The organism is Klebsiella sp. DY2415 (assembly GCF_026314315.1).
Classification (GTDB): domain Bacteria; phylum Pseudomonadota; class Gammaproteobacteria; order Enterobacterales; family Enterobacteriaceae; genus Klebsiella; species Klebsiella ornithinolytica.
Genome location: NZ_CP111115.1, coordinates 127,957 through 140,179, shown reverse-complemented (window position 1 = coordinate 140,179; position 12,223 = coordinate 127,957). Strand labels below are relative to the sequence as shown.

Sequence of the window (12,223 nt, the reverse complement as noted above, 5' to 3'; positions counted from 1 at the left end):
TTTCCTCTTAGTACTTAGTACTTTTCGCCACGGGCACGCAGTTCAGACAGAACTGTATCGATGCCTTTCTTATCAATAACACGCATACCTTTAGCAGATACACGCAGGGTGACAAAACGCTTTTCGCTCTCAACCCAGAAACGGTGAGAGTGCAGGTTCGGCAGGAAACGGCGTTTGGTCGCGTTCAGTGCGTGGGAACGGTTGTTACCGGTCACCGGACGCTTGCCAGTAACTTGGCAGACTCGGGACATGTCTATTCTCCAAAAATCAAATTAGCTCGAGCTTCGTATGGGGTATCGGCGCCTCGTCAGGCTTTACAGCCCGGTCATCGCAGTTCTAAGTGAACCATCGATTGCCAGGCCCAAATGCCAAACCCGAGATTCTCAAAGGTGGCGTAGTATACGCTGACTCGGCGATGTGCTCAAGTCCCGAACAGACAAAGATCCCGCTGGATCGCGTGATCGGGGCTAAATCCAGCCGCGTTCGGCAAAAGATACGTACGCACCGCGGCCGATTACAAGATGATCGAGTACTCGTATATCCATGAAACCACAACACTTTACCACACGTTCGGTCATCAGTCTGTCGGCCTTACTCGGCTCGGGACTACCGGACGGATGATTATGTGCAAGGATCACCGCAGCGGCGTTCACTTTGATGGCTTCGCGTACAATTTCTCGCGGATGCACCTCTACGTGGCTAAGAGTACCAGAAAAAAGCCGGCTATGTTTCAATACCCGGTTCTGATTATCTAAAAAGATCACGATGAAGATCTCCCGCTCTTCATCGGAGAGATGGCTTTGCAAAAACTCCAGCGTCATCATCGGCGTGACCAGAGAGGGCTCTTCAACCAGCCGCAGGCTAAAATAGCGCCGCGCCAGCTCAGCCACTCCTTTTAGCTGAGCATATTTCGCCAGGCCAATCCCGTCGACCGTCTCAAACTGTGCTTTATTCGCTGACAGCAGGCCATACAGCGAACCAAAACGCTGTAACAGGTCATGCGAGTACGCCATGACATCTTTGTCCCGCGTCCCGGTGCGTAAAAACAGCGCCAGCAGCTCAACGTCCGACAACGTTTCAATGCCGTAAAGCCACATTTTTTCCCGTGGCATCAGGGGTTCCGGTGCATCCATAGGGCCTCTCCTTTCTCGTGCCCCCATCCTGGCACAGCCCGACGGTGCTGCCGACTGCCGTATCTACCTGTTGCGTAGCGCCTCGCAAAGTGAATGCCTGGCAGTCACGCGACGGCGACGGGATTGTGGTAATATGCGCGGATTCTGGTGTACTGCAACAGGAAAGAATCATGATGAGTCTGGCTGGTAAAAAGATCGTTCTTGGCGTGAGCGGCGGCATTGCTGCTTATAAAACGCCGGAACTGGTGCGCCGCCTGCGTGACCGTGGCGCGGATGTGCGTGTTGCCATGACGGAAGCCGCCAAAGCCTTCATTACGCCACTGAGCCTGCAGGCGGTGTCTGGCTATCCGGTCTCCGATAGTCTGCTCGATCCGGCAGCGGAAGCGGCGATGGGTCACATAGAGCTGGGCAAATGGGCGGACCTGGTTATCCTCGCCCCGGCAACCGCCGATCTGATTGCCCGCGTTGCGGCCGGTATGGCCAACGATCTGGTTTCTACTATCTGCCTCGCGACCCCCTCTCCGGTTGCCGTTGTCCCGGCGATGAATCAGCAAATGTACCGCGCAGCGGCCACGCAGCATAACCTCGAGGTACTCGCCTCACGCGGCCTGCTGCTCTGGGGGCCGGACAGCGGTAGCCAGGCCTGTGGCGACATTGGCCCTGGCCGCATGCTGGATCCGATGACGATTGTTGATTTAGCCGCTGCGCATTTTTCGCCTGTCAAAGATTTGCAACATCTCAACATCATGATTACCGCGGGCCCCACGCGTGAACCTCTGGATCCGGTGCGTTATATTACTAACCACAGCTCCGGCAAGATGGGGTTTGCCATTGCCGCCGCGGCCGCAAGCCGCGGGGCAAACGTCACGCTGGTGAGCGGGCCGGTTGCATTGCCGACGCCGCCGTTTGTACAGCGAATCGATGTAACGACCGCGCTGGAAATGGAAGCTGCGGTCCAGCAAAATGCCCAGCAGCAGCAGATTTTTATTGGTTGTGCCGCCGTAGCAGACTATCGTGCCGTCGCCATCGCTGAAGAAAAAATTAAAAAGCAAGGTGATGAACTCACCCTCAAAATGGTCAAAAATCCGGATATTGTTGCCGGGGTGGCGGCACTCGCGGCTAATCGGCCTTTTGTCGTAGGGTTTGCCGCCGAAACGAATAATGTGGAAGAATACGCGAAGCAAAAACGCGCGCGCAAAAATCTCGACCTGATTTGCGCTAACGATGTTTCGCAGCCTGATCAAGGCTTTAACAGCGACAGCAACGCATTACACCTTTTCTGGCAGGATGGAGATAAGCGCTTGCCACTTGAGCGTAAAGAACTCCTTGGCCAATTATTACTCGACGAGATCGTGACCCGTTATGATGAAAAAAATCGACGTTAAGATTCTGGACCCGCGCGTTGGCCAGCAATTTCCGCTGCCGACCTATGCCACCTCCGGCTCCGCCGGACTTGACCTGCGAGCCTGTCTCGACGACGCCGTAGAGCTGGCGCCGGGTGCAACCACGCTGTTGCCGACCGGTCTGGCTATTCATATCGCCGATCCCTCTCTGGCGGCGGTGATTCTGCCGCGCTCCGGGCTGGGCCATAAGCACGGCGTGGTTCTGGGCAACCTGGTTGGTCTTATCGACTCCGACTATCAGGGGCAGCTGATGGTTTCCGTCTGGAACCGCGGCCAGCAGAGCTTTACGATTGAACCTGGCGAGCGCATCGCTCAAATGGTCTTTGTACCCGTCGTACAGGCGGAATTTAACCTGGTGGAAGATTTTGACGCCACCGAACGTGGCGAAGGTGGCTTTGGTCACTCAGGGCGCGCATAAGCCCGACCACATCGAATCCGCATCCCAAAGTGCACTAATGCAATAACATCGCCGCAAACGACCGTTTGCGGTCACTTTGTGGATGTCTGCCTGACAAGTGCTTATTTTCAGGGGTATTTTAAAACATGGCAGAAAAACAAACTGCGAAAAGGAATCGTCGCGAAGAAATACTTCAGTCTCTGGCCCTGATGCTTGAATCCAGCGATGGAAGTCAGCGCATTACCACAGCGAAACTGGCGGCGTCTGTCGGGGTATCCGAAGCGGCGTTGTACCGCCATTTCCCCAGTAAAACCCGCATGTTCGATAGCCTGATCGAGTTTATCGAAGACAGTCTGATTACGCGCATCAATTTGATTTTAAAAGATGAAAAAGACACGTCGGCGCGCCTGCGTCTGATTGTGCTGCTGATTCTTGGGTTTGGTGAGCGTAATCCTGGGCTGACGCGAATTCTGACCGGCCATGCGCTGATGTTCGAACAGGATCGTCTCCAGGGGCGGATTAACCAGCTGTTTGAGCGTATCGAGGTTCAGCTGCGCCAGGTCATGCGTGAGAAGAAAATGCGGGAAGGTGAAGGTTACACCATCGATGAGGCGCTGCTGGCCAGCCAGCTGCTGGCATTTTGCGAAGGCATGCTGTCGCGTTTTGTTCGCAGCGAGTTTAAATATCGTCCGACGGATGATTTTGACGCCCGCTGGCCGCTGGTCGCCGCTCAGCTGCAGTAGCGGAAATCCCGGAGGCATATCGCCTCCGGGGCTTTCGACTTATACACCAAACTCTTCGCGGTAAGCACGTACCGTCGCCAGATGTTCAGCCATCTCCGGCTTCTCTTCCAGATAGGCAATCAGGTCTTTCAGCGTCACGATAGAAATCACTTTGCAGCCGTAGTCACGCTCGACCTCCTGAATCGCCGAGATTTCGCCGCGGCCGCGCTCCTGACGGTCCAGAGAGATCAGCACGCCGGCCAGTTCCGCGCCGTGCGCCTGGATAATTTCCATCGACTCGCGAATCGCGGTACCTGCGGTAATGACATCATCAACCAGCATGACGCGCCCCTGCAGCGGGCTGCCGACCAGATTGCCCCCCTCACCGTGGGTTTTTGCTTCTTTGCGGTTAAAGCAGTAAGGCAAATCCAGGTCATGGTGCTCCGCCAGCGCAACCGCGGTAGTCGTCGCGATAGGAATCCCTTTATAAGCCGGCCCAAACAGCAGATCGAAATCAATTCCGGAATCGACCAGCGCTTCGGCGTAGAAACGGCCTAACAGTGCCAGATCGCGCCCGGTATTAAACAGGCCGGCGTTGAAGAAATAGGGGCTCTTACGCCCGGATTTCAGCGTAAATTCGCCAAACTTAAGTACCTGCTTGTTAAGCGCAAACTCAATAAACTGGCGCTGATACGGTTTCATGGATTCGCTCCTTATCTTACTTTTCATCATTTAGGTTTACGCCAAATTCTTCACGCGTCATCAGGCGGCACAGATACGTCGATAACGCTGCGAGCCGGTCGCGTGCGGCAGCCGAGAAAGACCGCATGAAGAATAAAACGTAAAAAAAAGGGCGACTCATCAGCCGCCCTTAAAATTAATTTTCTAATGCCGCTTTCTGCGTCGCGACAATGGATTCGATACCCCCGCGGGCCAGCGCCAGCAAGGTGAGTAGCTCTTCGTGGGTAAACGGCTCGCCTTCCGCGGTGCCCTGTACCTCAATGATGCGACCATCTTCGGTCATCACCACGTTCATATCGGTTTCCGCCGCTGAATCCTCGACATATTCCAGATCGCACAGCGCTTCGCCATTGACGATACCAACGGAAACCGCGGCGACCATCCCTTTCATTGGATTGCTTTTCAGCTTGCCGGCCGCCACCAGCTTATTCAGCGCATCGGCCAGCGCCACGCAGGCCCCGGTAATGGATGCGGTACGGGTGCCACCGTCAGCCTGCAAAACATCACAATCGAGAGTAATGGTGAATTCGCCCAACGCTTTCAGATCGACCGCCGCACGCAGCGCACGGGCAATCAGACGCTGGATTTCCATAGTACGGCCGCCCTGTTTCCCTTTCGCGGCTTCACGCGCGTTACGGGTATGCGTTGCACGCGGCAGCATGCCATATTCTGCCGTGATCCAACCCTGGCCCTGGCCTTTCAGGAAGCGCGGCACGCCTTCATCGATCGATGCGGTGCACAACACTTTAGTGTCACCAAATTCGACCAGCACGGAGCCTTCTGCGTGTATTGTATAGTTACGGGTCAGGGTGACGGGACGCACCTGATTAGCGCTACGACCTGCTGGACGCATAATGATCTCTCCGGCTTGAAACGAATGTGGCGCGCATTATACACAAAATCATGCGGGATGCATGAGGTGACGCGCCTCTGACGGCGTAGATAACTGGCGCTCAGGGCTGAGCGATGCCGCCAACAGAGGGGCTGCCAGAAGGATAACGTGTATATACGGATAATGCTCGCTTATTCCTATCCTGATAAGGCCCTGAAAGCTATAATCCACCTCACTCTCCTTTAAAAACAGGAACGTCTATGATCCGCAGTATGACCGCCTATGCCCGGCGTGAAATCAAGGGTGAATGGGGCAGCGCCGCATGGGAACTGCGCTCGGTAAACCAACGATATCTGGAAACTTATTTCCGTCTGCCGGAGCAGTTCCGTAGCCTGGAGCCTGTCGTGCGCGAGCGCATCCGTTCTCGCCTGACCCGTGGCAAAGTTGAATGTACCTTACGTTTTGATCAGGATCCCAGCGCCCAGGGCGAGCTGATTCTGAACGAAAGCCTTGCAAAACAGCTGGTCAATGCCGCCAACTGGGTCAAGATGCAGAGCGACGAAGGCGAAATCAACCCGGTTGATATTCTGCGCTGGCCTGGCGTAATGGCTGCTCAGGAACAGGATCTCGATGCGATTGCCGCCGATATTCTGTCGGCCCTGAATGGTGCGCTGGATGATTTTATCGTTGCCCGCGAGACCGAAGGTCAGGCGCTGAAAGCGCTTATTGAGCAGCGTCTGGAAGGCGTCACCGCCGAAGTCGCCAAAGTGCGCGCCCATATGCCGGAAATCTTACAGTGGCAGCGCGAGCGCCTGGTTTCCCGACTGGAAGATGCGGAAGTGCAGCTGGAAAACAACCGTCTCGAACAAGAGCTGGTGCTGATGGCGCAGCGTATCGACGTCGCCGAAGAGCTGGATCGTCTGGAAGCGCACGTAAAAGAGACCTGGAACATCCTGAAGAAGAAAGAAGCCGTTGGCCGCCGTCTTGACTTTATGATGCAGGAATTTAACCGCGAGTCGAACACGCTGGCATCGAAATCCATTAATGCCGAAGTGACCAATTCCGCCATCGAACTGAAAGTCCTGATCGAGCAAATGCGCGAGCAAATTCAGAACATCGAGTAATCTCTTTTGCTGGCTCCTCTTGTTGTGAGCCAGCATTACTTTTACTTATCTGTTTTTATCATCCGTCGATCAACATCTCCCTGCACTACTGCTAATAAAACACCTCTCACATTAGTTTTTCCTGGGGAAAATGATTCACCTTAGAAAATCTCAATCGTGATCTTACGCACAAATCGCTAATCTGCCCGACATCATTGTGGGGGATTTATGCTGCTTCATATTCTGTATTTAATCGGTATTACTGCGGAAGCGATGACCGGCGCTCTGGCGGCCGGTCGCCGCCGGATGGACACTTTTGGAGTCATCATCATTGCTACCGCCACCGCGCTGGGCGGCGGCTCAGTCCGGGATATTCTGCTGGGCCACTACCCGCTGGGGTGGGTAAAACATCCGGAATACGTCATTATCGTCGCCGTCGCGGCAGTGTTAACGACTATTGCTGCGCCGGTCATGCCCCATCTACGCCGTCTGTTTCTGGTTCTGGATGCCCTGGGGCTGGTGGTGTTCTCAATTATCGGCGCGCAAATCGCGCTGGATATGGGAGAAGGACCGGTGATCGCCTCTATCGCCGCCGTGATTACCGGCGTATTTGGCGGCGTACTGCGGGACATGTTCTGCAAGCGCATTCCGCTGGTTTTCCAGAAGGAGCTGTATGCCGGCATCTCGTTTGCGGCCGCAATTCTCTATATTGCCCTGCAGCATTACGTCAGCAGCCACGACGTGGTGGTGATCTCCACCTTGCTGTTTGGCTTCACCGCTCGCATGCTGGCGCTGCGCTGGAAGCTGGGGCTGCCCGTCTTCCACTACAACCATAACGCCCACTGATCCTCTCAAAACCCGGGTATATGTTGCCCGCTGAGCCACTGCGCCAGCGCGGCAACATCCGGGTGCTGGAGAAAGGCAACCAGCTGCCTCGCTCTCCCTGCCCCCATGCCCGGCAGACGCTGCCACTGTTCTTCAGAACGTTCTCGTAGCTGCTGCCAGTTTTCCCTCGCCAGACCGGCAAGCGCCGCCCGGGGAATCGGTACGCCAATCGCCTGGACCCAGCGCAGAAAGGGCTGCTCGCGCGCCAGGTTAAACTGGTGCCAAAGCCGCTGCCCGCGCCCGGAGGTTATCCCCGGAATCCCCTGCAGCTGCGCTGGCGTCAATGCCAGCCACGAGAACAGATGCGCCAGCGGGCGCGCATGTTGCACCGTGCGCCATACTGATTCACCCACGCCATCAAGATTCAGAACCGGTTTTGACGATAGCCAGATAAGCCTTGAGAGAAACTGCGCATCACACCCCGGCGTGGTGAAATAGCAGGTCAACGGGGTAAACCGTTCCGGGGGAGGCTGCGGTTTCGTACGCTGCGCCGATCGCCATACTACGCTGTCGAGGCGCGGAATGCCCTGGCCCGCCAGACTGATTTGCAGCTGATCGCCGAGGCCAATATCCAGGCGCTTCCAGCGAGAAAGCGAGCCAATACTGACTTGCTTAACCCGTTTGTCGTCAAGGCGCTGCGGCTCCAGCAGAGCGACGACGGAAATTTTGCCGCTGCGCCCGACCCGAAAGCGAATGCCGCGCACTTCCATTAACCGCGATGCCGGCGGATATTTCCACGCAACGACCCACTCACCCTGTCCTGGCGACCACAATCGCCCGCCGGGTTCGTGGCCGCGGCGCACGACCACGCCGTCGGTAGTAAAAGGCAGAGGCGAGGTTAACCAGCGCTCTCGCCACCGTGCCACCTGCCGCGCATCCGTAACGGGCTGCGTAAAAGAGGCGCTGTGGAGAAATCCACTCTTGCGCAACAGAGCCAGACGCTGGCGCATGTCCTGAGGGCCATCTGGCCATGCCCAGATAAAGATCCCCAGTTCCGCAAGCTGCGCCGGGGTATCGAGGCGCATCAGAGTACCGGCCACTTTCGCCCGGGCATTCATTCCCCCCATTTGCTTCTGCACATGCCCGTCGCGCTGCAGAAAAATCTCTCCCTGCAGCACGCTGTTCGCCAGCTCGCCCTCCGTCATCTTCGGCACGGCCGGAATCAGCCTCACCCTGGCGGTCCAATCCTCCCCGGCTCGACCATCGCCACGGCTAATGGCCTGTGCCAGCCGCCCGTGGCGATACACCAGCGTCACGGCGACACCGTCCACTTTCGGCTGCACCCAGAGATCCGTTTTATCGCGCATCCACCGCGCAATATCCGATTTATCGGCCAGTTTACGCACGCCGGTATGGGCAACCGGATGCCTGACCTCTCCGGTAGCGGGCGGCACATCATCGTTATCCGCAGGCGATAGCAGCGAAAAACAGCGCCGCCACTGCATAAGTCGCGCCGAAAGCTGGTCGTATACTTCATCACTGACCCCACTGCTCCCCTGTCGCCAGTACGCATTGTTCCAGGCCGTCACCTGTTGATTGAGACGATGTACCTCCTGCCGGGCCTGTGCCTGCGGCCATTCAGGACAGGTAGCCTGTCCGTATCCAGCCACCGCCCACGCGCCAATCATCCAGATCCATTTATGCATGACTCCACCTCCTGTTTACCCGCAAACATTCTGCAGGAGAGCGGTTTTATTCGGCGACGAGGGATTTATCACGCTGCGATCGGACATCCAGACTTTGTTTGCCTGCTGCGCAATACACGGCGAAATCAGGGAAACGGCTGGCAAAATGAAAGAAACAGAAGCAAAAAGTGTGACAGGGACTGCGTCACGGTGCGGCGCCGTGTATAATAGGCTCGTATGTAGTATCTCTTTCGACAATCACATACAAAAGACTCTCATGGCTCAAGGCACGCTTTATATTGTTTCCGCCCCAAGTGGCGCGGGTAAATCCAGCCTGATTCAGGCTTTATTGAAAACCCAACCGCTGTACGACACCCAGGTCTCTGTTTCACATACCACGCGCGCGCCGCGTCCGGGTGAAGTGCACGGCGAACACTATTTCTTCGTTAATCACGACGATTTCAGGGCGATGATTAGCAGAGACGCATTTCTTGAGCACGCGGAAGTTTTTGGCAACTATTACGGCACCTCGCGCGAAACCATCGAGCAGGTACTGGCAACCGGCGTCGACGTCTTCCTGGATATCGACTGGCAGGGCGCTCAGCAAATCCGTCAAAAAATGGCTGGCGCGCGCAGCATCTTTATTCTGCCGCCGTCAAAAGATGAGCTTGACCGTCGCCTGCGTGGCCGCGGCCAGGACAGCGAAGAGGTGATCGCAAAACGTATGGCTCAGGCTGTTGCAGAAATGAGTCATTACGCGGAATATGATTACCTTATTGTGAATGATGATTTTGATACCGCCCTGAGCGATCTGAAAAACATTATTCGCGCCGAACGTCTGCGCATGAGCCGCCAAAAGCAGCGACATGGCGCTTTAATCACCAAACTGTTGGCAGACTGAACCCACATTCAGTATCATGCCCAGTCATTTCTTCATCTGTGGAGCATTTTAAGTATGGCACGCGTAACTGTTCAGGACGCTGTAGAGAAAATTGGTAACCGTTTTGACCTGGTACTGGTCGCCGCGCGTCGCGCTCGTCAGATGCAGGTTGGCGGAAAAGATCCGCTGGTACCGGAAGAAAACGATAAAACTACCGTTATTGCACTGCGCGAAATCGAAGAAGGTCTGATCAACAATCAGATCCTCGACGTCCGCGATCGTCAAGAGCAGCAAGAGCAGGAAGCCGCTGAATTACAAGCCGTTACCGCTATTGCCGAAGGCCGTCGTTAATCACGCAGTGGGTAGCCCTTGTATCTGTTTGAAAGCCTGAATCAGCTGATTCAAAATTACCTGCCGGAAGAGCAAATCAAGCGTCTTCGGCAGGCATATCTCGTTGCACGTGACGCTCACGAGGGCCAGACACGTTCAAGCGGTGAACCTTATATCACGCACCCGGTAGCGGTAGCCTGCATTCTGGCCGAGATGAAACTCGACCATGAAACGCTGATGGCTGCGCTACTGCATGACGTGATTGAAGATACCCCTGCCACCTACCAGGATATGGAGCAGCTCTTTGGCAAAAGCGTTGCTGAGCTGGTAGAGGGGGTATCGAAACTTGATAAGCTCAAGTTCCGCGATAAGAAAGAGGCGCAGGCCGAAAACTTTCGCAAAATGATTATGGCGATGGTGCAGGATATCCGCGTCATCCTGATCAAACTTGCCGACCGCACGCACAACATGCGCACCCTGGGCTCACTCCGCCCGGATAAACGCCGCCGCATTGCCCGCGAAACGCTGGAGATCTACAGCCCGCTGGCCCACCGTTTAGGTATCCACCACATCAAAACCGAGCTCGAAGAGCTGGGCTTTGAAGCGCTGTATCCCAACCGCTATCGCGTCATCAAAGAAGTCGTCAAAGCAGCGCGCGGCAACCGTAAAGAGATGATTCAAAAGATCCTCTCTGAAATCGAAGGGCGTTTACAGGAAGCGGGAATCCCCTGTCGCGTCAGCGGTCGCGAGAAGCATCTGTACTCCATCTACTGCAAAATGGTGCTGAAAGAGCAGCGTTTTCACTCGATTATGGATATCTACGCCTTCCGCGTGATTGTGCATGATGCTGACACCTGCTACCGCGTGCTTGGCCAGATGCATAGCCTTTACAAGCCTCGTCCTGGCAGGATGAAAGATTACATCGCCATTCCCAAGGCGAACGGCTATCAATCTTTGCACACCTCGATGATCGGCCCTCACGGCGTCCCGGTTGAAGTACAAATTCGTACCGAAGACATGGACCAGATGGCAGAAATGGGGGTTGCGGCGCACTGGGCCTATAAAGAGCACGGCGGCGAAAGCAGCACCACCGCACAAATCCGCGCCCAGCGCTGGATGCAGAGCCTGCTGGAGCTGCAGCAAAGCGCAGGCAGCTCGTTTGAATTTATCGAGAGCGTCAAATCCGATCTGTTCCCGGATGAGATTTACGTTTTCACCCCGGAAGGGCGCATTGTCGAACTCCCCGCTGGCGCCACGCCGGTGGACTTCGCCTACGCGGTACATACCGATATCGGCCATGCCTGCGTTGGCGCACGCGTCGACCGCCAGCCGTATCCATTGTCCCAGTCGCTTTCCAGCGGCCAGACGGTGGAAATCATCACCGCACCGGGCGCACGTCCGAATGCCGCGTGGCTGAACTTTGTCGTCAGCTCAAAAGCGCGCGCCAAAATTCGCCAGCTGTTGAAAAACCTTAAGCGCGATGACTCCGTCAGCCTGGGTCGCCGTCTGCTCAACCACGCCCTCGGCGGTAGCCGTAAACTGGCTGAAATCCCGCAGGAGAGCATTCAGCGTGAGCTGGAACGCATGAAGCTGGCCAGCCTTGACGATCTGCTGGCGGAAATTGGCCTCGGCAACGCGATGAGCGTGGTGGTAGCCAAAAACCTGCAACAGGGCGAGACCGTCACCGCACCGGCGCAAGGCGCCTCTTCAGGCCATGGTCATCTGCCGATTAAAGGCGCTGACGGCGTTCTGATTACCTTTGCGAAGTGCTGCCGTCCGATTCCCGGCGACCCGATTATCGCCCATGTCAGCCCTGGCAAAGGCCTGGTCATTCACCATGAGTCCTGCCGTAACATTCGTGGCTATCAGAAAGAGCCAGAGAAGTTTATGGCCGTCGAGTGGGATAAAGAGACCGCGCAGGAATTTATCACCGAAATTAAGGTGGATATGTTTAACCACCAGGGTGCACTGGCGAACCTCACCGCGGCCATTAATACCGCCTCTTCTAATATTCAGAGTCTGAATACCGAAGAAAAAGATGGTCGCGTGTACAGCGCGTTTATCCGCCTGACGGCGCGCGATCGCGTACATCTGGCGAATATTATGCGCAAAATTCGCGTTATGCCGGATGTAATAAAAGTCACCCGTAACCGAAACTAGCCTTGCGCACAA

General features: G+C 55.8%; 13 protein-coding genes. 8 read left to right on the top strand and 5 right to left on the bottom strand.

The features are described 5' to 3' along the window. Positions 1 to 14: 14 nt before the first annotated feature. Together rpmB and radC are read right to left on the bottom strand one after the other, a co-directional pair. A complete protein-coding gene (rpmB, locus tag OQV00_RS00665; RefSeq protein WP_002436699.1) occupies positions 15 to 251 on the bottom strand; it encodes a 50S ribosomal protein L28 in 237 nt (78 codons plus the stop codon). A 216-nt stretch (positions 252 to 467) separates the two neighbouring features. After that, positions 468 to 1,133 (bottom strand): RadC family protein, encoded by a 666-nt coding sequence (gene radC, locus OQV00_RS00660; RefSeq protein WP_004868949.1) that lies wholly within the window; start codon positions 1,131 to 1,133, stop codon positions 468 to 470. Positions 1,134 to 1,306: 173 nt separating this feature from the next. On the opposite strand from radC, the gene coaBC reads away from it, so the two are divergent. The 3 genes from coaBC (at position 1,307) to slmA (ending at position 3,676) form a co-directional block, all read left to right on the top strand. Further along, positions 1,307 to 2,518 carry a bifunctional phosphopantothenoylcysteine decarboxylase/phosphopantothenate--cysteine ligase CoaBC gene (gene coaBC / locus OQV00_RS00655; RefSeq protein ID WP_032718458.1) on the top strand — a complete coding sequence of 404 codons (1,212 nt, stop codon included), beginning with the start codon at positions 1,307 to 1,309 and terminating at the stop codon, positions 2,516 to 2,518. Continuing rightward, positions 2,496 to 2,954 carry a dUTP diphosphatase gene (dut, locus tag OQV00_RS00650; protein ID WP_004868951.1) on the top strand — a complete coding sequence of 153 codons (459 nt, stop codon included), beginning with the start codon at positions 2,496 to 2,498 and terminating at the stop codon, positions 2,952 to 2,954. Before coaBC ends, dut begins: the two co-directional genes overlap by 23 nt. A gap of 125 nt (positions 2,955 to 3,079) precedes the next feature. Then, entirely contained in the window at positions 3,080 to 3,676 is a 597-nt protein-coding gene (gene slmA, locus OQV00_RS00645) for a nucleoid occlusion factor SlmA (RefSeq protein WP_004868952.1), read from the top strand. A gap of 39 nt (positions 3,677 to 3,715) precedes the next feature. Here slmA and pyrE read toward each other — a convergent pair whose 3' ends face one another. Beyond that, a complete protein-coding gene (gene pyrE / locus OQV00_RS00640) occupies positions 3,716 to 4,357 on the bottom strand; it encodes an orotate phosphoribosyltransferase (RefSeq protein ID WP_004868953.1) in 642 nt (213 codons plus the stop codon). A gap of 175 nt (positions 4,358 to 4,532) precedes the next feature. Next, positions 4,533 to 5,249 (bottom strand): ribonuclease PH, encoded by a 717-nt coding sequence (rph, locus tag OQV00_RS00635; protein ID WP_004868954.1) that lies wholly within the window; start codon positions 5,247 to 5,249, stop codon positions 4,533 to 4,535. 239 nt (positions 5,250 to 5,488) lie between these two features. Between rph and OQV00_RS00630 the strand changes: the two genes are divergently transcribed. Next, positions 5,489 to 6,352 (top strand): YicC/YloC family endoribonuclease, encoded by an 864-nt coding sequence (locus OQV00_RS00630; RefSeq protein WP_004868955.1) that lies wholly within the window; start codon positions 5,489 to 5,491, stop codon positions 6,350 to 6,352. Positions 6,353 to 6,559: 207 nt separating this feature from the next. Continuing rightward, entirely contained in the window at positions 6,560 to 7,177 is a 618-nt protein-coding gene (locus OQV00_RS00625; protein ID WP_004868959.1) for a trimeric intracellular cation channel family protein, read from the top strand. A 5-nt stretch (positions 7,178 to 7,182) separates the two neighbouring features. On the opposite strand, the gene ligB is transcribed toward OQV00_RS00625, so the two are convergent. Then, complete coding sequence (gene ligB, locus OQV00_RS00620) at positions 7,183 to 8,862, bottom strand: NAD-dependent DNA ligase LigB (protein ID WP_048022788.1); 1,680 nt, start codon at positions 8,860 to 8,862, stop codon at positions 7,183 to 7,185. 256 nt (positions 8,863 to 9,118) lie between these two features. Between ligB and gmk the strand changes: the two genes are divergently transcribed. From gmk to spoT, 3 genes are read left to right on the top strand one after another with little or no spacing between them, the layout of a single operon-like run. After that, positions 9,119 to 9,742, top strand: coding sequence for a guanylate kinase (gmk, locus tag OQV00_RS00615; protein ID WP_004868963.1), 624 nt, complete (start codon positions 9,119 to 9,121; stop codon positions 9,740 to 9,742). A gap of 54 nt (positions 9,743 to 9,796) precedes the next feature. Beyond that, the gene (gene rpoZ / locus OQV00_RS00610) at positions 9,797 to 10,072 is read left to right on the top strand and encodes a DNA-directed RNA polymerase subunit omega (RefSeq protein ID WP_004868966.1); all 276 of its coding nucleotides are present in this window, start codon (positions 9,797 to 9,799) and stop codon (positions 10,070 to 10,072) included. Between the two features lie 18 nt (positions 10,073 to 10,090). Next, positions 10,091 to 12,211, top strand: coding sequence for a bifunctional GTP diphosphokinase/guanosine-3',5'-bis pyrophosphate 3'-pyrophosphohydrolase (gene spoT, locus OQV00_RS00605; RefSeq protein ID WP_004868967.1), 2,121 nt, complete (start codon positions 10,091 to 10,093; stop codon positions 12,209 to 12,211). Positions 12,212 to 12,223 lie beyond the last annotated feature (12 nt).

Excerpts from the sequence above, each read along its gene's own strand:
- rpmB (WP_002436699.1), bottom strand. The coding sequence starts at position 251 with ATGTCCCGAGTCTGCCAAGTTACTGGCAAGCGTCCGGTGACCGGTAAC.
- radC (WP_004868949.1), bottom strand. The coding sequence starts at position 1,133 with ATGGATGCACCGGAACCCCTGATGCCACGGGAAAAAATGTGGCTTTAC.
- coaBC (WP_032718458.1), top strand. The coding sequence starts at position 1,307 with ATGAGTCTGGCTGGTAAAAAGATCGTTCTTGGCGTGAGCGGCGGCATT.
- dut (WP_004868951.1), top strand. The coding sequence starts at position 2,496 with ATGATGAAAAAAATCGACGTTAAGATTCTGGACCCGCGCGTTGGCCAG.
- slmA (WP_004868952.1), top strand. The coding sequence starts at position 3,080 with ATGGCAGAAAAACAAACTGCGAAAAGGAATCGTCGCGAAGAAATACTT.
- pyrE (WP_004868953.1), bottom strand. The coding sequence starts at position 4,357 with ATGAAACCGTATCAGCGCCAGTTTATTGAGTTTGCGCTTAACAAGCAG.
- rph (WP_004868954.1), bottom strand. The coding sequence starts at position 5,249 with ATGCGTCCAGCAGGTCGTAGCGCTAATCAGGTGCGTCCCGTCACCCTG.
- OQV00_RS00630 (WP_004868955.1), top strand. The coding sequence starts at position 5,489 with ATGATCCGCAGTATGACCGCCTATGCCCGGCGTGAAATCAAGGGTGAA.
- OQV00_RS00625 (WP_004868959.1), top strand. The coding sequence starts at position 6,560 with ATGCTGCTTCATATTCTGTATTTAATCGGTATTACTGCGGAAGCGATG.
- ligB (WP_048022788.1), bottom strand. The coding sequence starts at position 8,862 with ATGCATAAATGGATCTGGATGATTGGCGCGTGGGCGGTGGCTGGATAC.
- gmk (WP_004868963.1), top strand. The coding sequence starts at position 9,119 with ATGGCTCAAGGCACGCTTTATATTGTTTCCGCCCCAAGTGGCGCGGGT.
- rpoZ (WP_004868966.1), top strand. The coding sequence starts at position 9,797 with ATGGCACGCGTAACTGTTCAGGACGCTGTAGAGAAAATTGGTAACCGT.